The 21,656-nt window shown below is 60.3% G+C and carries 18 protein-coding genes; 11 read left to right on the forward strand and 7 right to left on the reverse strand.

From position 1 onward, the window contains the following. Positions 1 to 86 precede the first annotated feature (86 nt). A complete protein-coding gene (locus ACQUTG_RS00465) occupies positions 87 to 1,103 on the forward strand; it encodes a nucleoid-associated protein (RefSeq protein ID WP_428917524.1) in 1,017 nt (338 codons plus the stop codon). Positions 1,104 to 1,297: 194 nt separating this feature from the next. Here ACQUTG_RS00465 and trmH read toward each other — a convergent pair whose 3' ends face one another. Then, positions 1,298 to 1,999 carry a tRNA (guanosine(18)-2'-O)-methyltransferase TrmH gene (trmH, locus tag ACQUTG_RS00470; protein ID WP_428917525.1) on the reverse strand — a complete coding sequence of 234 codons (702 nt, stop codon included), beginning with the start codon at positions 1,997 to 1,999 and terminating at the stop codon, positions 1,298 to 1,300. Positions 2,000 to 2,348: 349 nt separating this feature from the next. Here trmH and miaB point away from each other — a divergent pair, with 349 nt between their 5' ends. The 5 genes from miaB to lnt all read left to right on the forward strand — a co-directional run bounded on the left by miaB (position 2,349) and on the right by lnt (position 8,026). Next, positions 2,349 to 3,695 (forward strand): tRNA (N6-isopentenyl adenosine(37)-C2)-methylthiotransferase MiaB, encoded by a 1,347-nt coding sequence (gene miaB, locus ACQUTG_RS00475; protein WP_428917526.1) that lies wholly within the window; start codon positions 2,349 to 2,351, stop codon positions 3,693 to 3,695. A 492-nt stretch (positions 3,696 to 4,187) separates the two neighbouring features. After that, the gene (locus tag ACQUTG_RS00480; protein WP_428917527.1) at positions 4,188 to 5,174 is read left to right on the forward strand and encodes a PhoH family protein; all 987 of its coding nucleotides are present in this window, start codon (positions 4,188 to 4,190) and stop codon (positions 5,172 to 5,174) included. Continuing rightward, a complete protein-coding gene (gene ybeY / locus ACQUTG_RS00485; RefSeq protein ID WP_428917528.1) occupies positions 5,171 to 5,644 on the forward strand; it encodes an rRNA maturation RNase YbeY in 474 nt (157 codons plus the stop codon). The genes ACQUTG_RS00480 and ybeY overlap by 4 nt, the downstream gene beginning before the upstream one ends. Beyond that, on the forward strand, positions 5,641 to 6,486 hold the full coding sequence (locus tag ACQUTG_RS00490) for an HlyC/CorC family transporter (RefSeq protein ID WP_428917529.1): 846 nt from the start codon (positions 5,641 to 5,643) through the stop codon (positions 6,484 to 6,486). Before ybeY ends, ACQUTG_RS00490 begins: the two co-directional genes overlap by 4 nt. Next, positions 6,476 to 8,026: an apolipoprotein N-acyltransferase gene (lnt, locus tag ACQUTG_RS00495; RefSeq protein WP_428917530.1), complete on the forward strand. Its 1,551-nt coding sequence runs from the start codon at positions 6,476 to 6,478 to the stop codon at positions 8,024 to 8,026. Before ACQUTG_RS00490 ends, lnt begins: the two co-directional genes overlap by 11 nt. A 237-nt stretch (positions 8,027 to 8,263) precedes the next feature. Here lnt and ACQUTG_RS00500 read toward each other — a convergent pair whose 3' ends face one another. Further along, entirely contained in the window at positions 8,264 to 8,812 is a 549-nt protein-coding gene (locus ACQUTG_RS00500; protein WP_428917531.1) for a zinc ribbon-containing protein, read from the reverse strand. Between the two features lie 152 nt (positions 8,813 to 8,964). On the opposite strand from ACQUTG_RS00500, the gene leuS reads away from it, so the two are divergent. The 5 genes from leuS (at position 8,965) to ACQUTG_RS00525 (ending at position 14,335) form a co-directional block, all read left to right on the forward strand. Beyond that, positions 8,965 to 11,550: a leucine--tRNA ligase gene (gene leuS, locus ACQUTG_RS00505; RefSeq protein ID WP_428918433.1), complete on the forward strand. Its 2,586-nt coding sequence runs from the start codon at positions 8,965 to 8,967 to the stop codon at positions 11,548 to 11,550. Position 11,551: 1 nt separating this feature from the next. Beyond that, complete coding sequence (gene lptE, locus ACQUTG_RS00510; RefSeq protein WP_428917532.1) at positions 11,552 to 12,139, forward strand: LPS assembly lipoprotein LptE; 588 nt, start codon at positions 11,552 to 11,554, stop codon at positions 12,137 to 12,139. Next, positions 12,136 to 13,143: a DNA polymerase III subunit delta gene (gene holA / locus ACQUTG_RS00515; RefSeq protein ID WP_428917533.1), complete on the forward strand. Its 1,008-nt coding sequence runs from the start codon at positions 12,136 to 12,138 to the stop codon at positions 13,141 to 13,143. The genes lptE and holA overlap by 4 nt, the downstream gene beginning before the upstream one ends. Before the next feature lie 110 nt (positions 13,144 to 13,253). Further along, positions 13,254 to 13,517, forward strand: a complete 264-nt coding sequence (locus tag ACQUTG_RS00520; RefSeq protein ID WP_428917534.1) for a hypothetical protein — start codon at positions 13,254 to 13,256, stop codon at positions 13,515 to 13,517. A gap of 182 nt (positions 13,518 to 13,699) precedes the next feature. Next, positions 13,700 to 14,335: an endonuclease gene (locus tag ACQUTG_RS00525; protein ID WP_428917535.1), complete on the forward strand. Its 636-nt coding sequence runs from the start codon at positions 13,700 to 13,702 to the stop codon at positions 14,333 to 14,335. An 87-nt stretch (positions 14,336 to 14,422) separates the two neighbouring features. Here the strand turns inward: ACQUTG_RS00525 and ACQUTG_RS00530 are convergent, their stop codons facing one another. The 5 genes from ACQUTG_RS00530 to bioF form a co-directional block, all read right to left on the reverse strand. After that, complete coding sequence (locus ACQUTG_RS00530; RefSeq protein ID WP_428917536.1) at positions 14,423 to 16,213, reverse strand: acyl-CoA dehydrogenase C-terminal domain-containing protein; 1,791 nt, start codon at positions 16,211 to 16,213, stop codon at positions 14,423 to 14,425. Positions 16,214 to 16,418: 205 nt separating this feature from the next. Next, the gene (locus ACQUTG_RS00535; protein WP_428917537.1) at positions 16,419 to 18,218 is read right to left on the reverse strand and encodes an acyl-CoA dehydrogenase C-terminal domain-containing protein; all 1,800 of its coding nucleotides are present in this window, start codon (positions 18,216 to 18,218) and stop codon (positions 16,419 to 16,421) included. Between the two features lie 302 nt (positions 18,219 to 18,520). Next, a complete protein-coding gene (bioD, locus tag ACQUTG_RS00540; RefSeq protein ID WP_428917538.1) occupies positions 18,521 to 19,213 on the reverse strand; it encodes a dethiobiotin synthase in 693 nt (230 codons plus the stop codon). A 271-nt stretch (positions 19,214 to 19,484) separates the two neighbouring features. Beyond that, positions 19,485 to 20,306: a malonyl-ACP O-methyltransferase BioC gene (gene bioC, locus ACQUTG_RS00545; RefSeq protein ID WP_428917539.1), complete on the reverse strand. Its 822-nt coding sequence runs from the start codon at positions 20,304 to 20,306 to the stop codon at positions 19,485 to 19,487. Beyond that, on the reverse strand, positions 20,297 to 21,475 hold the full coding sequence (gene bioF / locus ACQUTG_RS00550; protein WP_428917540.1) for an 8-amino-7-oxononanoate synthase: 1,179 nt from the start codon (positions 21,473 to 21,475) through the stop codon (positions 20,297 to 20,299). The genes bioC and bioF overlap by 10 nt, the downstream gene beginning before the upstream one ends. Between the last annotated feature and the right edge of the window lie 181 nt (positions 21,476 to 21,656).

A 21,656-nucleotide genomic window follows, 5' to 3' on the forward strand; every position in this document is an offset into this window, starting at 1 on the left:
CCCACCACAAGTTGCTACAATGCACAGCCCCGAGCGGCGCGCCGCCCTCGGGGCTTTGTCGTTCATCAATCGGGGAACAACACACCATGGCCATCAAACACCTACGCACCGCCTTTGCCAGCCAGTACCAGCCGGGCCAGCCCGCGCGCCTCAACAGCGGCGAGGCCCTGCAGGAACCCGGTGGCGATTACGAGGCCCTGCATAAGCAGATGAAGCGCCTGTTCAACAGCAAACCGGGCAAGAAGTACGGCCGTTTCTCCGAAGACCTGGGCGAATGTCCGTTCAGCAGCTGGCTCAAGGATTACCGGGAAGACAAGCAGAGCTTCGGCGCCATGACCGACCGCCTGTTCGGCCAGTGGCAGGAGCTGCTCACCGGTTGCCAGGAAGAATTCGACGGCCACCTGATGATCGTCCACGAAGCTTTGGCCGACGCCGAGGTGGTCTACCTGCTGATCCTCGAGACTGACAGCGCCATGCGCTTTGACGGCAACCAGGTCCTCGACGCCACCGACGTGCTCAGTCTGTCACGGCTGAACCTGGCCGTTCGCATCGAGCTGGATGACTGGCTGGGTGAGAACGGCAGTGAAAACTACCTCACCCTCGTCCACGGCCGCGGCACCGGCGAGCCCGGCGAACTGTTCATCCGCCTGAGTGGCTTCACCAACAACGTGGACGTGGAAAAGGAAACCATGACCTTCCTGGACGCCGTGGAAGCCTTCGCCAAGACCTCCGAACCGGAAAAAGCCGGCGAAGTCCGCTCCCGCGCCTACGAATTCTGCAAGGAACAGCATGCCCTCGGCGAGCCGGTGGAGATCGAGGCCCTGTCCGGCTACCTGGATGAGAACGAGCCCCAGCGCTTCAAGGAATTCGCCAGCCAGAATGCGGAAGTGCCGGAAACCGGGGTGTTGCATCCGGACCATCGTAAAGTGAAGAAACTGGTGCGTATTGCCGGGTCTGGTGGCGGGATGAGTGTGTCGTTTTCCTCGGACCTGGTGAATCAGGCGGTCTATTACGACCGGGACAAGGATGCGCTGACGATTACCCGTTTGCCCAAGGCGCTGCGGGAGCAGTTGCAGCGGTATCTGGAGGCTCGGGAGGAGTAAAGGTGAAGCTGGGGTCAGATGAAGGTTTTCATCAGACCCCTGAGTCGGATCGCAGCCTTGGGGGTTAGGTCGGGGTCTGAAGAACGCCTTCTTCTGACCCCTTTTTAGCGGCTTAGCGGCTTAGCGGCGGAGTCTGGTTTGAAAATGGGGTCAGATGAAGGTTTTCATCAGACCCCAGCGTTGTGACCCCGACGTTACGCCAGGTGCGGGTGCCGCTGCTTGCGCACTTCCTTCATCCACCCCACCCCGTCAACCAGCTCCCCGGTCTCAGGATCGATGGGCGGGTACGGCAGGTTGCGGTCATCGCAGTAGCGCTTCACCGTCGGCTGACACCAGCAGAACAACAGGCGGTTATACTCCTCGTCCGGCAGCCGCCGCTGCTCGAACATCCCCGCCAGCTTCCGCTGCCGCTGGGCCTCGGAGAGGATAATGGCGCAGGCCGAAGACACGTTCAGGGACTCCACCATCCCCATCATCGGGATCACAATATGCTCATCCGCCTGATCCGCCGCGGAGGAACTCACCCCGTCTACCTCGTTACCCATGATCACCGTACACGGCACCGTGTAATCCACCTCCCGGAAATCCACCGCCCGGTCGGATAGCTGAGCCGCATACAGCTTGTGCCCCTGCGCCTTCAGGTCCGCCACCGCATTATCCATCGTCGGATGGGTGTGGGTGGTCACCCAGTTGTAACTGCCACCGGCGGTCTTCCGGAACGCCCGGAAACCTTCCTTCGGCCAGACCACGTGCATGTTGGCCAGGCCAAAAGCATCGCAGGAGCGGATAATCGCCGACAGGTTTCGGGGTTTATGGACCTGATCGGTCAGGACGCGAAGATCCGGTTGTCGGGTGTTCAGGGTTTGTTTGATTCGGGCGAGGCGTTCAGGAGTCATGTTTGTTCAAATGGTTTGTTTCCGGTTGCCGGATTTACCGGGGACTATCCGACCTGGGCTACTCCGAGGTATGGGGATGGCTTGGGGACAGGCTTTCCAAAACTGTGCGGAGCCATGGATGGCGGAGCTCAAGCGCCACAGGGACGTGCTTGAGCGGGTTTTGGAAAGCCTGTCCCCAAGCCATCCTTGCACCAGAGGCCAACGGATAATACCACATAGAAACTAGCAACAAGCCGAGACAATGGTGGTTGAAGAATAATCACCCCGTTATAATACCCAGTTCCTTTTTGCTAGCGCCCCGCACAAACCACCAGTCCCGGCGCAACATCCACCAGATCACGTGAGAACCATGGCCAAAAAGCTGTACATCAAAACCCACGGCTGTCAGATGAACGAGTACGACTCTGCCCGCATGGCCGATCTGCTCAAAACCGGCGAAACCGTCGAAATGACCGATTCACCGGACGACGCCGACATCCTGCTGCTGAACACCTGCTCCATCCGGGAAAAAGCCCAGGAGAAGGTGTTCCACCAGCTGGGCCGCTGGAAAAGCCTGAAGAGCAAAAAGCCGGACCTGATTATCGGCGTTGGTGGCTGCGTCGCCAGCCAGGAAGGCCAGGCCATCATCGACCGGGCTCCCTACGTCGACATGGTCTTCGGCCCCCAGACCCTGCACCGCCTGCCGGACATGATCACCGAGATCAAAACCAAGGGAAACGGCGTCGGCGTGGTGGACGTCAGCTTTCCCGAAATCGAGAAATTCGACAATCTCCCGGAGCCAGGCGCCAACGGCCCGTCCGCATTTGTATCCATCATGGAGGGCTGCAGCAAATACTGCACCTTCTGCGTCGTGCCCTATACCCGCGGCGAAGAAGTCAGCCGTCCGGTCGATGACGTGATCGCCGAAGTCGCTCACCTGGCGGGCCAGGGCGTTCGGGAAGTGAATCTGCTTGGTCAGAACGTCAACGCCTATCGAGGTGAGACCCACGACGGCGACGTCATGGACCTGGCCGAGCTGATCGAACTGATCGCTACCATCGACGGCATCGACCGCATCCGTTACACCACCTCCCACCCGGTGGAATTCTCGGATGCCCTGATCGACGTCTACGAGAGAGTTCCCGAGCTGGTCAGCCACCTGCACCTGCCGGTCCAGAGCGGTTCCGACCGCATCCTGGCAGCCATGAAGCGCGGCCATACGGCCCTGGAGTACAAATCCAAGCTCCGCCGCCTGCGCAAGATCCGGCCAGACATCAGCTTCTCGTCCGATTTCATTATCGGCTTCCCGGGCGAAACCGAGAAGGACTTTGAAGACACCATGAAGCTGATCAATGACATCGGCTTCGACATGTCCTTCAGCTTTGTCTACAGCGCCCGCCCGGGCACGCCGGCGTCGGATCTGCCGGACGATACGCCGATGGAGGTCAAGAAGCAGCGCCTGAGCATCCTGCAGGATCGCCTGAACCAGAATGTGATGGATATCAGCCGCAAGATGGTGGGCACCACCCAACGGATCCTGGTGACCGGCCTGTCCAAGAAAGATCCCGGGGAGTATGCGGGGCGCACGGAAAACAACCGGATCGTGAACTTCCGGCACGAGAATCCGGAAGTGGTTGGGCACTTTATTGACGTCGAGATAGTGGAGGCTTATCCCAATTCTCTGCGGGGTGTGCCGGTGAACTCGGAGTTGCATTAAGACTTTCGCCCTATCCGTGTGAGGCTTGGAGTTGGGAGGCTGGTTGGAAGGGCTTCCCAAAAAACGCTCCTTCGGCACGTCCCTGTGACGCTTGGGCTCCGCCATCCATGGCTCCGCACATTTTTGGGAAGCCCTTCCAACCAGCCTCCTTCCAGCATCACAGATATAGTCCGGGGCGGTATGAACTGAACAAGCCGTCCGTCGGGGTCGGATATTGTGAAACAGGGGTCAGATGAAAGCTTTCATCTGACCCCATCTTAGATCAACACTCCCAAGCCACTTGTTTTTAAACTAACGGGCCTGCAAATATTAAGATCGGCCGGGTGCGGGGCTCCTTCCACAGACTGTTGAGGGCCAAGGACGGCCCGAAACAAGCGCACATGGACGTGCTCGTAGCGTGTCTGTGGAAGGGGCCCCGCACCTGGCCTGACTCCAAAATCCAGAACAGCTGACTCCCAAGAAACCAGGGGAGTAAACCAATACGGAGCAAGATTGAACACACACGACACAAGACAATTCGACCTGCACCCGGTAGACCAGCGCCGCCTGGCCACCCTGTGCGGCCAGTTCGACGAACATCTCAAGATGATCGAGAAACGCCTTGAGGTGACAGTCGGCCGCCGGGGCCACCATTTCCGCGTCGAGGGCGAGACCGAGCATGTCGCCGCCGCGGTGGAAGTCATCCGCCACCTGTATCGGGAAACCGAGGCCACCGACGATATTCCACCGGATACCGTGCACCTGTTCATCCGGGAGACCGGCATCGAGCGTCTCCCCGATGACGTGCCGTATGACGAAGGCCAGGTCACGGTCATCAAGACGCCGAAGATGACGGCCAAGCCCCGGGGGCGGAACCAGCAGAAGTACGTGCACAATATCCGTACCCACGATATCAACTTCGGTATCGGCCCGGCCGGTACCGGCAAGACCTGGCTGGCGGTGGCCTGTGCGGTGGAAGCGCTGAAAGACGAACAGGTCAAGCGCATTCTGCTGGTGCGTCCTGCGGTTGAGGCCGGCGAGAAGCTGGGGTTCCTGCCCGGGGACCTGGCCCAGAAGGTGGACCCTTACCTGCGTCCGCTGTACGACGCCCTCTATGAAATGCTCGGCTTTGACCAGGTCACCCGCCTGATCGAAAAAAGCGTCATCGAGATCGCGCCGCTGGCGTTCATGCGGGGCCGGACCCTGAACAACTCGTTCATCATCCTGGATGAGAGTCAGAACACCACCCGGGAGCAGATGAAGATGTTCCTGACCCGGATCGGCTTCGGCTCAACCGCCGTGATTACCGGCGACACCACCCAGGTGGATCTGCCCCGCGGGCAGAATTCCGGCCTGATTCATGCGGCCAATGTGCTGAGCAAGGTGTCCGGTATCGGTTTTACCCGCTTTAATGCCAAAGACGTGGTGCGTCACCCGTTGGTGCAGCGGATTGTCGAGGCCTACGATTCCTTTGATGACGGGAGTGCCACAGGCCAGTGAGCGAGCTGACGGTTGATTTCCAGAACGTTTATGACGGCGAGGGTGTGCCCGACGAGGCCCTGTTCCAAAAATGGGCACAGGCGGCCTGGCTGGGCGATAATCCGTCCGAGGTGACCATCCGTATTGTTGGTGCCCTCGAGAGCCAGGAGCTGAATCACGAGTACCGTGGCAAGGACAAACCGACCAATGTATTGTCCTTCCCATTTGAGGCGCCAGCGGGTATAACGGTCCCATTGGCGGGAGATCTCGTTATTTGTGCCCCGGTTGTTGAAAAAGAGGCCGGCGAACAGCATAAAACGATCGAAGCGCACTGGGCCCATATGGTGGTGCACGGCATGTTGCACCTGCAGGGCTACGATCATATCGAAGATGAAGACGCCGAGGTCATGGAAGGCCTCGAGATCCGGCTGCTGCAACAGCTCGGATACGATAACCCCTACGAAGCAGAGGAAACGGAACAAGACTCATGAGCGACGATCAGTCGAGTCGCAGCCAGGGCAACAAGTCCTGGCTGGAGCGTATATCACAGGCCTTCTCCAGCGGGCCTGAGTCCGTCGAGGACGTGCTGGAAATCCTGCGGGACGCGGAGTCCCAGAACATCATCGATGTCGATGCCATGAGCATCATCGAAGGTGCCATGCAGGTGATCGACATGCGGGTCGATGAAATCATGATCCCCCGCTCCCAGATGGTCACCGTGAAAGCTTCCCAGGACCCAAAGGAATTCCTGGGTGAAATCATTTCTTCTGCCCACAGCCGCTTCCCCGTCATTGGCGACAGCCAGGATGATGTGATCGGCATCCTGCTGGCCAAGGACCTTCTGCCCCTGGCCATGAACAATGAGCTGAACTGGAACCGCATCCGGGAAATCCTGCGCCCGCCCAACTTCGTGCCCGAGAGCAAGCGTCTGAATCAGCTGCTCAAGGAGTTCAAGGAGAACCGCAACCACATGGCCATCGTGGTGGACGAGTACGGCGGCACCGCCGGCCTGATCACCATCGAGGACGTGTTGGAGCAGATTGTTGGCGAGATCGAGGATGAGCACGACTTCGATGAAGAGACCAACATCAAGGCCCGGGGCGATGGTTCCTTTGCGGTCAAGGCGGTTACGCCCGTGGACGATTTTAACGAATTTTTCCAGACCGAACTGGACGAGGAAGAGTTCGACACCATCGGTGGCGTGGTTCTGAAAGAATTCGGTCACCTGCCCAGGCGCGGTGAAACGGTTGAATTCGGTGGCTTGCAGTTTACTATTGCCAACGCCGATAACCGTGTCATTCGTCTGTTGCAGGTAAACCGAAGTGAGCAGTAACGCCACCCCCGCCATCCTGAAAACCCCGCTGAACGGAATCCCCTGGCTGGGCGCCCTGACCCTCATAGCGGCAGGTGCGCTCCAGACCCTGACCTTCGCCCCCTTCAATCTGTGGTGGTTAGGGCCCGTATCGGTATTCCTGATCCTGCTGGTCACCATTCCCGCCGCCCCGGGCCAGCTATTCCGGGCCGGCTGGCTTACCGGCCTGGGCCTGTTTGCCACCGGGGCCAGCTGGGTCTACATCAGCATCAGTGAGCACGGCAACACCTCAATACCGATCGCCATCGTGCTCACCGTGCTGTTTGTCATGGGGCTGGCCCTGTTCCACGCCCTGGCATTCTGGTTCTGGGGCAAGCTGGCCAAAGAGAGCGCAGTACGCCGCCTGATTCTGTTCCCGGCTATCTGGATTCTTGGCGATTGGCTGCGTGGCTGGCTGCTGACTGGCTTTCCCTGGCTGTACCTGGGCACCGCCCATACCGATGGCCCCCTCGCCGGGCTGGCGCCTCTGACCGGCGTGCACGGGGTAACCTTCTGGGTGACGGTCACCGGCGTTGCGGCCTATGCCGCCGGCTGGCTGTTCCTGCGTCAGCGTCGGATAGCATCCGGAGCGGTGCTGGGCCTTGCCCTGATTCCCTGGATCGCCGCGCCGGCCATGAACCGGATTGACTGGACCGAGGTCAGCGAGCAACCCACCACCTTCGCCGCCATGCAGGGGAACATTCCCCAACAGGTGAAATGGGACCCGGACTTCCTCCGGGACCAGATCGTTACCTACCTGACCCTGACCGAAGATCACTGGGACACGGACCTGATTCTCTGGCCGGAGACCGCAATCCCGATCACCCAGGACCAGGCCGGCAAGATCATCGAGCATATTGATGGGGAACTGGGAGAAAACAGCACCCTGATCACCGGCATTCCCTGGTACGGATTCAGTGACCGGATCGAGGACTTCACCTACCACAACAGCATCATGGCCATCGGCAACGGTGGTGGCATGTACCACAAGCAGAAGCTGGTGCCCTTTGGCGAGTATGTGCCGCTGCAGAGTGTGCTCCGTGGTCTGATCGGCTTCTTCGACCTGCCCATGAGCAGTTTCAGCAAGGGCCCCGAATGGCAGGAGCCACTGACGGCCAACGGCATCAATGTGATGCCCTTCATCTGCTATGAAGTCGCCTACCCGGATTTCGTCGCCTTTAACAGCCGCGGCGCGGGCCTGCTGCTGACCATCAGTAACGACGGCTGGTTCGGCGATTCCATCGGCCCCCTGCAACACCTCCAGATCGCCCGCATGCGCGCCCTGGAAACCGGCCGCTACATGCTGCGCGGCACCAACAACGGGGTGACGGCGATCATCAATGAGAAGGGGCAGATCACCGAGCGGATTCCGCAGTTCGAGCGGGCAACGCTGACCGGCGAGGTGTTTACCGCGACCGGGAGTACGCCGTATATGCAGACGGGGTCATGGCCGGTGCTGACATTGGCGGCGATTCTGATTGTGTTTGTGCGGGAGCGGGTGATTCCCAAGAGCCAGGGATAAAGATGGGGCTGTGGCACAGGGGTCTGAAGAACTTGTTCTTCTGACCCCGAGTTGGAAGCCAGAATGGGGTCAGATGAAAGCTTTCATCAGACCCCTGAGTTAGACGTGGCACAGGGGTCTGAAGAACTTGTTCTTCTGACCCCGAGTTAGACATCAAGATGGGGTCAGATGAAAGCTTTCATCAGACCCCTCAGCCAATCAGACCCCTGAGTTACTTCTGACTCCGTCCTGGACCCCCTACTCCGCCTTTTGCGGCCACCGACTGGTCACCCGCTCGTAGTAATGCGAACCACAGGCCTCGCACGGCTCCAGGTGGCTGGTGGCGGTCAGGCAGCGCATGTGGCTGCAGTTCAGGCACCGGAACATGCCGGCGGTGGCGACTTCGCCGGAGATGTAGTGGCCGGCGTCATCGTTTTCCAGCTTCTGCTTCAGCTCCAGGGTATCCACCAGGGTCTGATCCGCCACCGACAGCAAGTTGTCTGCCAGTTGATGCTCCAGCAGGGAGATGTCCAGCTGCAACCACTCCTTCAGCCCTTCACCGGTCTCGTCCACGAAGTGCATCAGGTGTTTCAGGTCCCGCTCCAGGTAGGCTCCCAACAGGTCGGCCTCTTCCCGGGTCATTTCTTCCAGCTCGTACTCGAATTCAACGGCTTTCTGGATCTCCTCCTCCAGGGTTTCCAGGGACGTTTCCTGGAGTTCCTTCATGCGGGTCTGCACCCGCTCGAGCATCCGGTCATAGACCTCAAGGGCCTTGCCTGATAGGTGGTTGCGTTCCGGTTCTGTCATATCGGCTCCTTTCGCCAACACATGTCCTGTTCCTGTAAGTCTGGCACAGGAAAGAAAAATTGGCAGACTACCTGTTAAGCCCCGTGTGCGTTAGAATGTTCGGCCCCTTCGAACCTCTATCTGAACACAGGGTAATTTTGGTAATGGCAGGAATGGACGAGCAATATAACCCACGTGAAGTAGAACAGACCGCCCGCGAATTCTGGGAGAAGAACGAAACCTTCAAGGTGAAGGAAGAGCCGGGCAAGCCCAAGTACTACTGCCTCTCCATGTTCCCCTACCCCAGCGGCAAGCTGCACATGGGCCACGTCCGCAACTACACCATCGGCGACGTGATTTCCCGTTACCAGCGCATGCAGGGCAAGAACGTCATGCAGCCCATGGGCTGGGACGCCTTCGGCCTGCCCGCCGAGAATGCCGCCATTGCCAACAAGACCGCGCCGGCCAAGTGGACCCGCTCCAATATCGACTACATGAAGAAACAGCTCAAGCAGCTGGGCTTCGGGTATGACTGGAGCCGGGAGCTGGCGACCTGTGATCCGGATTACTACCGCTGGGAGCAGTGGTTCTTTGCCCGCCTGTATGAAAAGGGCCTGGTGTACAAGAAGATGTCCACCGTGAACTGGGATCCGGTGGACCAGACCGTGCTGGCCAACGAGCAGGTGGTTGACGGCCGGGGCTGGCGCTCCGGTGCCCTGGTTGAGCAGAAGAAGATTCCCCAGTGGTTCATCCGTATTACCGATTATGCCGAGGAACTGCTGAACGATCTCGAAGATATGGATGGCTGGCCCGAGCAGGTCAAGACCATGCAGCGGAACTGGATCGGAAAGTCCGAAGGTACCGAGCTGAGCTTCCCGCTGAAGGATCGTGATGAAGGCCTGACGGTCTATACCACCCGTCCGGACACCCTGATGGGCGTGAGTTACATGGCCGTTGCCGCCGAGCATCCGCTGGCGAAGGAAGCCGCGGAGCGTCACCGTGATGTCGCCGAATTCGTGGATGAGTGCCGTAACAGCAAGGTGGCCGAGGCCGAGCTGGCCACCATGGAGAAGAAAGGTATCGATACCGGCTTCAAGGCCGTTCATCCGCTGACCCAGGAAGAAATCCCGGTCTGGATCGCCAACTTCGTGCTGATGGACTACGGTACCGGCGCCCTGATGGCTGTACCAGGTCATGATGAACGGGACCACGAATTTGCCCTGAAATACCGTCTGCCGATCAAGCAGGTCATTGCTGCCCGGGATGGTCGCGAGATCGATGTCCAGGAAACGGCCTTTACCGAGAAGGGCACTCTGGTGTCTTCCGGCAAGTACAGCGGGCTGACCAGCGAGGAGGCCTTCGACGAGATCGCGAAGTACCTGGAAGACAACGGCATCGGCAAGCGCACCGTCAACTACCGCCTGCGTGACTGGGGCGTCTCCCGCCAGCGTTACTGGGGCGCGCCGATTCCGATGATGACTCTGGAAGACGGCACCGAAATGCCGGTGCCCGATGACCGGCTGCCGGTTCGCCTGCCGGAAGACGTGGAGATGGACGGCGTCCAGTCCCCGATCAAGGCCGATCCGGAATGGTGCAAGACCGAATACAACGGCCAGCCGGCCACCCTGGAAACCGATACCTTCGACACCTTCATGGAGTCGTCCTGGTATTACGCCCGGTTCTGCAGCCCCAACTACGACAAGGGCATGCTGGACCCGGCGGCCGCCAATTACTGGCTGCCGGTTGACCAGTACATTGGTGGTATCGAGCACGCCATTCTGCACCTGCTCTATGCCCGCTTCTTCCACAAGCTGCTGCGGGATGTCGGGCTGGTGGACAGCTCCGAGCCGTTCAAGCGCCTACTGACCCAGGGCATGGTGCTGGCCGAGACCTATTACCGTAACGACGAGAACGGTGGCAAGACCTGGTTCAATCCGGCGGATGTCACCGTCGAGCGGGACACGAAGGGACAGGTGGTCCGGGCGGTGCTCGCTTCCGACGGTGAGCCGGTGGAGATCGGTGGTGTCACCAAGATGTCCAAGTCCAAGAACAACGGCATCGACCCGCAGGCCATCATCGACGAATTTGGCGCCGACACCGTGCGCCTGTTCATGATGTTCGCAGCCCCGCCGGAGCAGTCCCTGGAGTGGTCCGACAGCGGCGTCGAGGGTGCCCACCGGTTCCTGAAGCGCCTGTGGCGGATGGTGAATGAGCATGCGGCCAGCGGCCCGGCTCCGGCGGTGGACGTGGCAACACTGAACGACGCCCAGAAGGATCTGCGCCGCAAGACCCACGAAACCATTGCCAAGGTCAGTGACGACATCAGTCGCAGGCTGACCTTCAACACCGCCATCGCCGCCGTGATGGAGTTGCTGAATGAGGTTGGCAAACTGGGGGATGATGAGCCCCAGAGCCGCGCCGTTCGCCAGGAGGCTCTGAACACCGCGGTACTGGTCCTGTCACCGATCGTCCCCCACATCTGCCATCAGCTCTGGCAGAGTCTGGGTCACGAGGAGCCGGTGGTCGAGGCTTCCTGGCCGGAAGCGGATGAAAAGGCGATGGTACGCAGCCAGATCCAGGTTGTGCTGCAGGTCAACGGTAAGGTACGGGCCAAGGAAGACGTTCCGGCAGATATTGCCAAGCCGGATCTGGAGAAGCTGGCGCTGGAGAACGAAAACGTCATGCGCTTTACCGAGGGCAAGACCGTCCGCAAGGTCATCGTGGTCCCCGGCAAGCTGGTGAACGTGGTGGCCAACTGATATGCCTTTCCGCCCTGCCCTGGAAACCGTGACTGTTCGGGCTACCGCTCTGGCGCTGGCCGCGGTGCTGACCGGCTGCGGCTTTCAGTTGCGGGGTACCTCGCCGGTGCCGGCGGCATTACAACCGCTGGCCGTGAACTGCGGTTCGCAGATCCCGGACACGCTGTGCCTGTCCGTAAAGGAGCAACTGGAACTGGGTGGGCTTGAAACCGCAGACGCAGCGAACGCCGCCTTTGTCCTTGGTCTGAAGTCCTACTCCCAGGATCGCCGGGCCTCGGCCATTACCGTCCGGGCGGCCGCTGCCGAATATACCCTGACCCAGACTGTCCGCATCGAGCTGATCACCGATGACCGGATCCCGCTGATCGCGGACACCGAGCTGAGTGCCCGGGAGAGCTACCGGTACGATGAAACCAATATCCTGGCCAAGCAACGGGAACAGGACGAGCTGGAACAGCGCATGAACGACCGGCTGGCCCAGCAGATCCTGTTCCGCCTGGCACCCATGACGGAAGCCCGGATCCAGTCGATCCGCGAGGACTATCGGGCCAGCAATCCACCGGTAGAACCCGACGCCGATCAGCCATGAAGACCCAACCGGCCCAGCTCCCTCAACTGCTCAAGAAAGGTCTGGCCCCGGTGTACCTGGTTTCCGGGGATGAGCCCCTGCTGGTGCAGGAATGCTGCGACCAGATCCGCAAGGCGGCACGGGAAACGGGTTTTCATGACCGTTTGACCTTCCATGCCGACCAGCAGCTGAACTGGAGCACGGTGGCGGAAGAGTTCAATGCCATGTCCCTGTTTGCCGAAAAGCGACGGATCGAGATCCACCTGCCCACGGGCAAACTCGGCGATGGCCGCTCGGTGCTGGAACAGGTACTCCAGCAGCCTCCCGAAGACATCATTCTGCTGCTGATCAGCACCCGCCTTGATGCCGCCGAGACCCGGCGTAAATGGTACAAGGAGCTGCAGGGCAAGGGCGTTCACGTCCCGGTCTGGCCGGTGGACGCCGACAAGTTTGAAAGCTGGCTACAGCAGCGTGCCAACCGTCAGGGGCTGCATCTGACCCGGGGTGCGCTGGCCATGCTTGCGGAACGACTGGAAGGCAACCTGCTGGCCGCCAGCCAGGAGCTGGACCGACTGGCCCTGCTGACCAATGGCAACACCATTGACGAGGAAACCATCGAGCAGGCGGTTCAGGACAGTTCCCGCTTCAATGGCTTTGAACTGGTGCTGGAGTTGCTCGCGGGCAGAGCGCCCCATGCCGGGAAAATGATCGGAGTGCTGCAACAGGAAGGCGAAAATCCGCTGGGCCTGCTGGCCGTGCTGAACCGGGACCTCAACCTGGTGGCCGAGCTTCGGGCAGCGGCGAGCCAGGGTGAGAACCCGGCGGCCTTCCTGAAGAAGCGGGGCGTGTTCCAGCCCCAACGTGCACGGGTGCTCGAACGTGCCGCCCGCCGCCTTAGCCCCGGCCAGCTGCAACAGGCCACCCGCCTGTGCAGCCAGATCGACCGCGCAGCCAAGGGTTTCGATGATCTCTCCCCCTGGCAGTACCTCCGGGATATGTCCGCTCTTCTCGCTGCAAAACCGTGACCTGGGTCAATCGACTGAAATCCGTTCATATTCAGGCCATTCCCGTACTTGACAGTTTTTCCGGTTCAGGCGCATTGTAATCGCACCATCTAACCAAGGAGGTGCCTGAAATGAGTGTTCAAGAAGAACTCAAGAAACTGTCGGAAAAAGTCAAACAGTACCGGGATGAAGCCCGAGTTCAGCTCCATCTGGCCCGCGAAGACGTCAAGGACGAGTGGGATGATCTGGAGCAGGACTGGGACAGGTTCCGTACCAAGATGGATCAGGTTCTGCATGATGCCGAGAACGCCAGCCAGGAAGCCCGCCAAACTGCGCAAAAACTCGGCGAAGACCTGAAGACCGGCTACCAGAATATCCGCAAAAAGCTCAAGTAAAGCGACCGCGACCCGTCACAAGGTCGCAAATTCCTGCCCCGAAGACCCTCGTATCGAGGGTCTTTGTGCCATACTTCACGGTAGAAGTGAACGAAGCGTCAGATTTTGTGACTTCAGCCTGTCCCCTATGACAGGCCTGAACGGACAGGGCGCTTCCAGACACTGCGAGGTATAAATGGGGTATGAAAAAGCTTCCGATCCTTTCCGCTGCCTTCCTCCTACTGATCGCCACCACCGCCGTTATCGGCCAGAACACCCGGTTCAGTGACCCGGATACCGTCATCAGGGACGAGTTCTGGGGCAAACTGTACGCCGATGGCGGGCAATCCTTTTTCTGCGATACACCCTTTACCAGCAAAGGTTTCCTGCTGACGGATGGATATGTGTATCCCCTGGCGGACATTCGCAGCGCGCTTTCCTGCGGGACGTCACGCCAATGCGAGCAGGACAACCGCTACCGTCAGATCGCCTCGGACCTGCACAACATGGTCCCGGTGCGTAACCGGATCGAGATGCAGCGCCGCAACGTTCGCTACGACAACATCGGCGATGTTGCCAAGCCCGATGAGTGTGGTATCCGGGCCAGTGCCCAGTTTTTCGAGCCGCCCGGGCGCGTCAAGGGCGACGTGGCGCGGACCATGGCCTACATGGTCAGCACCTATGACCTGCCGTGGCTGGGTGCCACCTCGGTGTTCAAGGGCTGGAACCGGCAGGATCCACCGGATGACAATGAACTGACCCGCCACCGCCGGATCGCGGAAATCCAGGGCAACGAAAACCCGTTTGTAAATAATCCGGAGCAGTTGGAACAGCTCTGACCAGATTGCCCTGAAGCGCAGCAGCCCGGAAAAAGAAAAGGCAGGTCCGCGGACCTGCCTTTCACGTTCCAGACCGTCAGACAGCGATCAGAACTCTTCTGCGGTCAGCGCCATCATGGCATCGCTGCCACTGCGGATGCCTTCCGCCAGGGAGACCGTCTTCGGCAGCAGCCGGTCAAAGTAGAAGCGCGCAGTCTTCACTTTGCCGGAATAGAAACCGGAGGTGTCACCTGCTGCCTGGGGCGCAGCCGCCTTGACGATCTTCGCCCACATGTAACCCAGGGCTGTCAGGCCGAACAGGTCCAGGTAATCCACCGAGGCGGCACCAACGGCATCCGGCGAGTTGCCGGCCTGACCAAGGACATGCTCGGTCACGTCATCGAGACGCTCCACCGCAGCGGCCAGAGGCTCCAGGAACGGGTGCAGGTGTTCGTTGTCGGCATTTTCCTCGAGGAAATTGGCCACGTCCTGGGCGAACAGTTCGTACAGTTTGCCCTGGCTGCCAACCACCTTGCGACCCATCAGATCCAGCGCCTGGATGCCGTTGGTACCCTCGTAGATCTGGGTAATCCGGCAGTCCCGGACCAGCTGTTCCTGGCCCCACTCACGGACGAAACCGTGGCCACCAAATACCTGCTGACCCAGGATACAGGCCTCGAGACCGCGGTCGGTCAGGAACGCCTTGGCCACCGGTGTGAGCAGCGCCACCATACCCTCGGCGTGCTTGCGACGCTCGTCGTCATCCGCGTACTTGGAGATATCCAGCCACTGGGCCACATAGGTGGAGAAGGCTCGACCACCTTCAACATAGCCCTTCATGGTCAGCAGCATGCGGCGCACGTCCGGATGCACGATGATCGGGTCAGCGGCCTTTTCGGGCTGCTGGGCACCGGTCGGGGCACGGCTCTGGATGCGGTCCAGGGCGTATTCGCGGGCATTCTGCAGGGAAGCTTCCGCAGCCCCGATACCCTGGATGCCTACGCCCAGGCGCTCGTAGTTCATCATGGTGAACATGGCGGCCAGGCCCTTGTTCTCCTCGCCGACCAGCCAGCCCTTGGCGCCGTCGAAGTTCATGACGCAGGTGGCGGAGCCCTTGATGCCCATCTTCTTCTCGATGGAGCCACAGCTGAAGCTGTTGCGCTCACCCAGGGAGCCGTCCTCGTTCACCAGGAACTTGGGCACCAGGAACAGGGAAATACCCTTCGGCCCCTTCGGCGCGTCCGGGAGCTTGGCCAGCACGAGGTGGATGATGTTCTCCGCCATGTCGTGCTCGCCCCAGGTGATGAAGATCTTGGTGCCGGTGACATTGAACGAGCCATCATCATTGGGCTCGGCCTTGGTACGGATGATGCCCAGGTCGGTGCCGGCGTGAGGCTCGGTCAGGTCCATGGCACCGGACCAGACACCGGAATACATGTTGGGCAGGTATTTTTCCTTCAGCTCCTGACTGCCGTGGGCATCCAGGGCCAGGCAGGCACCGGCGGTCAGCATCGGGGCCAGACCAAAGGCCATGTTGGCACCCTGCATCATTTCCTCGAACTGGGCCACCAGGGTCTTGGGCATACCCATGCCACCGAATTCCGGGTTACCACCCAGACCGTTCCAGCCACCTTCCACGATGGTCTGGTAGGCTTCCTTGAAGCCGTCCGGGGCGGTCACTTCGCCGTTATCCCATTTGCTGCCCTGCTCATCCGCTTCGCGGTTCAGGGGGGCCAGAACGCCACCGGCGATCTTGCCGGCCTCCTCGAGGATGGCATCCGCGGTTTCGGGGTCCACGTTCTCGGCCACCCTGGGCAGGGATGCCCAAAGCGCAGGCGCATCAAATACTTCATTCAGCACGAAGCGAATGTCACGTAACGGTGCCTGATATTCAGCCATTTGAAACTCTCCACAAGATTCCAGTCAGTCTTTGCAGGGCGCGGGAGGTCAAATTCCTGACCGCGAAGCCTGCTCGGCTATGTGTCCGCTGAAAGTTATGTTGTTATGGGCCGGTATTTTACCCGAAACCCCATCAGAACACATGAAAAAAGCCCGCCTCCGGGGAGCACGGGCTTTCTGGCTCAGAACGCTAACGAAGCCCGCCTCAGATGGCGAAAGCTTCTTCCGGCATGTCCAGCAGCGTATCCGCGCCGGCCAGCATGGTTTCAGCGTGCGCCCTGGACCGCGGCAGCATGCGCTTGAAGTAGAAGCGCGCTGTCTGGACCTTGGCGTTGTAGAACATTTCCTCGGTGGTACCCTCAACCATCTTGTCCAGGGCCACCTTCGCCATACGGGCCCACAGGTAGGCGAATACGGCGTAACCGGAGTACATCAGGTAGTCCACGGAGGCCGCACCCACTTCCTCGCGGTTCTTCATGGCGGCCATGCCCACCTTGGTGGTCAGCTCGCCCCACTCCTTGTTGATCGCGGCCAGCGGCTCGATGAATTCCTTCAGCTGCTCGTTATCCGCGTTCTCCTTGCAGAATACGTGTACCAGCTTGGTGAAGCCCTTGAGGGATTCGCCCTGGGTCATCAGGACCTTACGGCCCAGCAGGTCCAGTGCCTGGATACCGGTGGTACCCTCGTAGATCATGCCGATACGCGAGTCACGCACGTTCTGCTCCATGCCCCACTCGGAGATGAAGCCATGGCCACCGAATACCTGCATACCCAGGTTGGCGGACTCGTAACCGATCTCGGTCAGGAACGCCTTGGCGATCGGAGTCAGGAAGCCCAGCAGCGCGTCCGCCTGCTTGCGCTCTTCCTCGTTCTTGCCACTGTGAACCACGTCCACCTGCTGGCCGGCCAGGTAAATCAGGGCACGGGCACCCTCGGCCACGGCCTTCTGGGTCAGCAGCATGCGACGTACGTCCGGGTGTACGATGATCGGATCAGCGATACCTTCCGGGTTCTTCGGGCCGCTCAGTGAGCGCATGGCCAGACGTTCCTTGGCGTACGCCAGGGAACCCTGGAAGCCCAGTTCGGCCGCACCCAGGCCCTGAATGGCGGTACCGATACGGGCAGTGTTCATGAAGGTGAACATGCAGTTCAGGCCCTTGTTCTCCGGCCCGATCAGCCAGCCCTTGGCGCCGTCGAAGTTCATGACACAGGTGGCGTTACCGTGGATACCCATCTTGTGCTCGAGGGAGCCACAGGATACCGCGTTGCGTTCACCGGCGGAGCCGTCTTCGTTTGGCAGCTGCTTGGGCACGATGAACAGGGAGATACCCTTGGTACCTTCCGGTGCGCCAGGCAGGCGGGCCAGAACGATGTGGACGATGTTCTCGGCCATGTCGTGCTCGCCGGCGGAGATGAAGATCTTGGTGCCGGTGATACTGTAGGTGCCGTCGGCGTTGGGCTCGGCCTTACTACGCAGTGTACCCAGGTCGGAACCACAGTGCGGCTCGGTCAGGCACATGGTGCCGGTCCACTCGCCGCTGATCAGCTTGGTCAGGTAGGTCTGCTTCTGCTCTTCGGTGCCGTGGGCTTCAATGGTGTTGGTCGCGCCGTGGCTCAGGCCCGGGTACATGCCCCAGGACCAGTTGGAAGTACCAACCATTTCGCTCATGACCAGGCCGAGTGAATGTGGCAGGCCCTGGCCACCGTAGTTGGGATCGGCGGTCATGGACGGCCAGCCACCCTCGACGTACTGCTGGTATGCTTCCTTGAAGCCGGTCGGTGTCTTCACACCGTCCTCGATCAAGGTGCAGCCTTCCCGGTCACCCACCTGGTTCAGCGGAGACAGTACCTGCTCACAGAACTTTGCACCTTCCTGGATAATGGCGTCCACCATATCGGGAGTGGCGTCTTCGGCACCTTCCAGACTGGCGTAATGCTGCTCGCTGTCCAGCAGCTCGTTCATAACAAATTTGATGTCACGCAGGGGCGCTTTGTATTCAGGCATGGAATCCACCTCGGTTCTCGGTCTCAGCTGAAACAGGGTTAACAGCCTTTGGCCTTGGTTTGCTCAGACACCACAACGACACTCGCTGCGGCCTTAATTAAACACTTGTTTGAAACATACGTTTACTGGCACAGAATTGTCAATAGCCGGATGGAAAATTTGTCTGGGGTGGCCCGCCATCCGGGCACAGGAAAACACCCTGCCCTGGTGGCGGGGAAAGGGTGTCGGCGAGTATTTCAGGGCTGATGCGGGGGCGAAGGTGCCGGGCGCTTTGGAGGCAGCCGGCACACAGTCAGGTCAGTTCAGGGTTCAAGAAGTGGGCCGATATTGAGGTAGCGCGCCAGGGCGGCGGGTTCCGGCTGCTCGAGCCACGGCAGGACCCCGAGGCAGGGGGTGCCGAGATGGGTGGTCAGGTAATTGAGGGTTTCCTGTTCGCAGTCCATGGCCTCGCTTTCGACGCGGTTGGCGACCCAGCCCGCAACAGCGAGGCCATCCGAGCGTATGGCTTCGGCGCTCAATAGGGCATGGTTGATGCAGCCGAGTTTGAGGGCGACGACGAGGATGACCGGCATGTCCAGTTCACGGGGCATGGCGGCGTAGGTTTCCCGGTCGTTCAGGGGCACGCGCCAGCCACCGGCGCCTTCGACGAGCAGCAGGTCCGCGGGCTGGATCTGGAGGCCGCGGCAGAAGCCGATCAGGCGCTGTGCGGTGACGGTTTTGCCGGCCTGTTGGGCGGCGACATGGGGGGCGATGGCCGGTTCCAGGGCGATGGGGTTGATCTGGTCATAGGGGAGTTTTTCGGTGATGGCCTGTTGGAGCATCAGGGCATCTTCGTTGCGGAGGCCTTCGGGGGTCTGGTCGCAGCCGGAGGCGATGGGCTTCATGGCCAGGGTGCGTTTGCCCTGGGCTTTGGCTGCCTCGAGTATGGCAGCGGAGACCATTGTTTTGCCGACACCGGTGTCGGTGCCGGTTACGAAATAACTTTTTTTGGCCATCTTGGGCGTAACTCTCTTTAAACTTTTACTTTGGGTGGAAGCTCAGGAGGTGGAATCTCTTTCCAGGACACGCTACGAGCACCCCTTCGGGGTCCAGCCAGCAATCACAGATTGCTGTCGTTCGGCTGTCGCATGAAGCTTCGCTTCATAAACGCTCGGCCTCACCCATGTGCGCTTGTTTCGGGCCGTCCATGGCCCTCAACAGTCCCGGAGTGATTGCCCCGCGTCAGACCCAGACTTCAGTGGTTAAATCGCCCCTGAATTTTTAGAGTCACGGAGCTCGCCAAAAAACAAATGCGGATTCGTAGGTCGCGAGAATACAACCATCGTCCTCCGATGGATAAGCCCGGGACATCAATTTGAAGCGCCCTGGAGCGGTAACTGACTTCCTCCGTCCCTCACCCTTGAAACCAGCACCTAGCAGCTTCAATTCCCGGTTCAGCGCCATCGGCCTCCCATAAGGCAAACGAATGGTTTCAGTGACCAGGCCCGCCCCCGGTAAAACATTATTCGTGATATCGCGCCAGGCTTCTGGCTTTTCGAATCGGTTCACATGGGGCTGACCGGGATCGGCAGCAGCCCAGGCCTGTTTCAGCTCCCAGAGGGTGCCATCCAGCAAGGTGGAAATGGCTAACCGCCCTTCCGGCCGGAGAAGCCGGCGGCACTGGGCCAGGACCGTTCCTGGGTGCTGGCACCACTGGATCATCAGGTTGCTGAAAACCAGGTCAAAGGTGTCCGCTGAAAACGGTAAGGATTCGGCGTCGGCGGTGAGCCATTGGATGCTTTCCGGGCTCGAGGATCTGGCTTTTTCGATCATCCCGGGTGAGAGGTCCACGCCGACAATTTGCGCTTCCGGGAACCGTTTCTGCAGCGCCCGGGTAAACCATCCGGTGCCGCAACCAAGATCAAGAATGGTACGGGGAGCTGCGTTTTGCTGGGTCAAGCGCGCCAGCATGGCGTCTCCCATCCGGCGCTGCAGGCGGGAAGCCTGTTCGTAGGTAGTCGAAGCCCTGCCGAATTCCCGGGCGATATCGCTCTTGGCGGCCGGAACGGGCTGGCCCAGTGACTCTGGCGGTGTCCGGATTACGCCCATGCGGTCTCCGGGGCATCTATCAGCGACCGGCACTCTTCCAGTGCCGTCAGCAGGCGGTCGACGTCCGCCATCCGGTGCGCGGCGCTCAGGGTAACCCGCAGCCTCGCCTCGCCGGCGGGAACCGTTGGCGGGCGGATGGCGGTTACCAGCAGCCCCCTGTCTTCCAGCGCCTTGCTCAACGCCAGGGCGGCTTCGTTGGTGCCGACCATGATCGGCTGGATCGGGGTGTGGGAGGCCATCAGTTCATAACCGAGCGCCCTCGCCCCGGTCCGGAATCGGTCGATCAGGCTTTCCAGGTGTGAACGCAGGTAATCGCCCCGTTCGATGACATCGATGCTCGTGCACGTGGCCATGGCGACAGCCGGCGGCATCGCGGTGGTGTAGATATAGGTCCGGGCTTTCTGGACCAGATAATCCATCAGCAACTCCGAACCGGCCACAAACGCGCCACTGGTGCCCACAGCCTTGCCGAGGGTACCGATCAGAACCGGCACGTCTTCTTCGGTCAGTCCGGCATCCAGCACACTGCCGCGTCCCTCCGGACCGAGAACGCCGATGCCATGGGCATCATCAACCACCAGCAGAGCGTCGTGCGCCCGGCACACACGGGCCAACTCCCGCAGCGGCGCAACATCCCCGTCCATGCTGAACACACCGTCGGTCACCACCAGCTTGTGGCCACTCGTCTCCGCCAGCATGGCCTCCAGGGCAGCAACATCACCATGCCCATAACGCCGGATCCGCGCCCGGCTGAGGATGCAGCCATCGATGATCGAGGCGTGGTTCAACCGGTCCGAGAAAATCGTATCGCCCCGGCCTGTCAGGGCGGAAATCACGCCCATGTTGGCCATATAGCCGGTGGAGAAAAACAGGGCTGAACTGCGACGGGTGAAGCTTGCGAGGCGCTCTTCCAACTGGTGGTGGGCGTCGTGATGGCCACAGATCAGGTGGGAGGCGGCGCCGCCGAGGCCGGTTTCCGGGAGGGCGTTTTTCAGGGTTTCGATGTTGGCAGGATGGTTAGCCAGCCCCAGGTAATCATTGCTGCAGAACGACAACAACGGTTTGCCATCGGCTGTCAGTTCCGGTTGTTGGGGACCGGATACCAGCCGGCGAGTACGGTACAATCCCGCCTGTTTCCGCTCTTCAATCTCTTTGGCAAAGTTACGCATCGCTGTCAGACCGTTAGCGAGTTGAAGTTAACTGCCAACTTCGGGTGAAGGTCGGGACCCTCTTTCCGGGACTGTTGAGGGCCATGGACGGCCCGAAACAAGCGCACATGGATGTGCTCGTAGCGTGTCCCGGAAAGAGGGTCCCGACCTTCACTAGCACCGAAGCCCAAGCTCAACGCCT

It is taken from the genome of Marinobacter sp. DUT-1 (genome assembly GCF_050379415.1).
In the GTDB taxonomy this organism is placed as follows: domain Bacteria; phylum Pseudomonadota; class Gammaproteobacteria; order Pseudomonadales; family Oleiphilaceae; genus Marinobacter.

Coding starts and splice junctions, on each gene's coding strand:
- ACQUTG_RS00465 (WP_428917524.1), top strand. CDS start 87: ATGGCCATCAAACACCTACGCACCGCCTTTGCCAGCCAGTACCAGCCG.
- ACQUTG_RS00520 (WP_428917534.1), top strand. CDS start 13,254: ATGAGTGTTCAAGAAGAACTCAAGAAACTGTCGGAAAAAGTCAAACAG.
- bioC (WP_428917539.1), bottom strand. CDS start 20,306: ATGGGCGTAATCCGGACACCGCCAGAGTCACTGGGCCAGCCCGTTCCG.
- lptE (WP_428917532.1), top strand. CDS start 11,552: ATGCCTTTCCGCCCTGCCCTGGAAACCGTGACTGTTCGGGCTACCGCT.
- ACQUTG_RS00525 (WP_428917535.1), top strand. CDS start 13,700: ATGAAAAAGCTTCCGATCCTTTCCGCTGCCTTCCTCCTACTGATCGCC.
- bioF (WP_428917540.1), bottom strand. CDS start 21,475: ATGCGTAACTTTGCCAAAGAGATTGAAGAGCGGAAACAGGCGGGATTG.
- miaB (WP_428917526.1), top strand. CDS start 2,349: ATGGCCAAAAAGCTGTACATCAAAACCCACGGCTGTCAGATGAACGAG.
- bioD (WP_428917538.1), bottom strand. CDS start 19,213: ATGGCCAAAAAAAGTTATTTCGTAACCGGCACCGACACCGGTGTCGGC.
- ACQUTG_RS00490 (WP_428917529.1), top strand. CDS start 5,641: ATGAGCGACGATCAGTCGAGTCGCAGCCAGGGCAACAAGTCCTGGCTG.
- ACQUTG_RS00500 (WP_428917531.1), bottom strand. CDS start 8,812: ATGACAGAACCGGAACGCAACCACCTATCAGGCAAGGCCCTTGAGGTC.
- trmH (WP_428917525.1), bottom strand. CDS start 1,999: ATGACTCCTGAACGCCTCGCCCGAATCAAACAAACCCTGAACACCCGA.
- holA (WP_428917533.1), top strand. CDS start 12,136: ATGAAGACCCAACCGGCCCAGCTCCCTCAACTGCTCAAGAAAGGTCTG.
- leuS (WP_428918433.1), top strand. CDS start 8,965: ATGGACGAGCAATATAACCCACGTGAAGTAGAACAGACCGCCCGCGAA.
- ACQUTG_RS00530 (WP_428917536.1), bottom strand. CDS start 16,213: ATGGCTGAATATCAGGCACCGTTACGTGACATTCGCTTCGTGCTGAAT.
- ACQUTG_RS00535 (WP_428917537.1), bottom strand. CDS start 18,218: ATGCCTGAATACAAAGCGCCCCTGCGTGACATCAAATTTGTTATGAAC.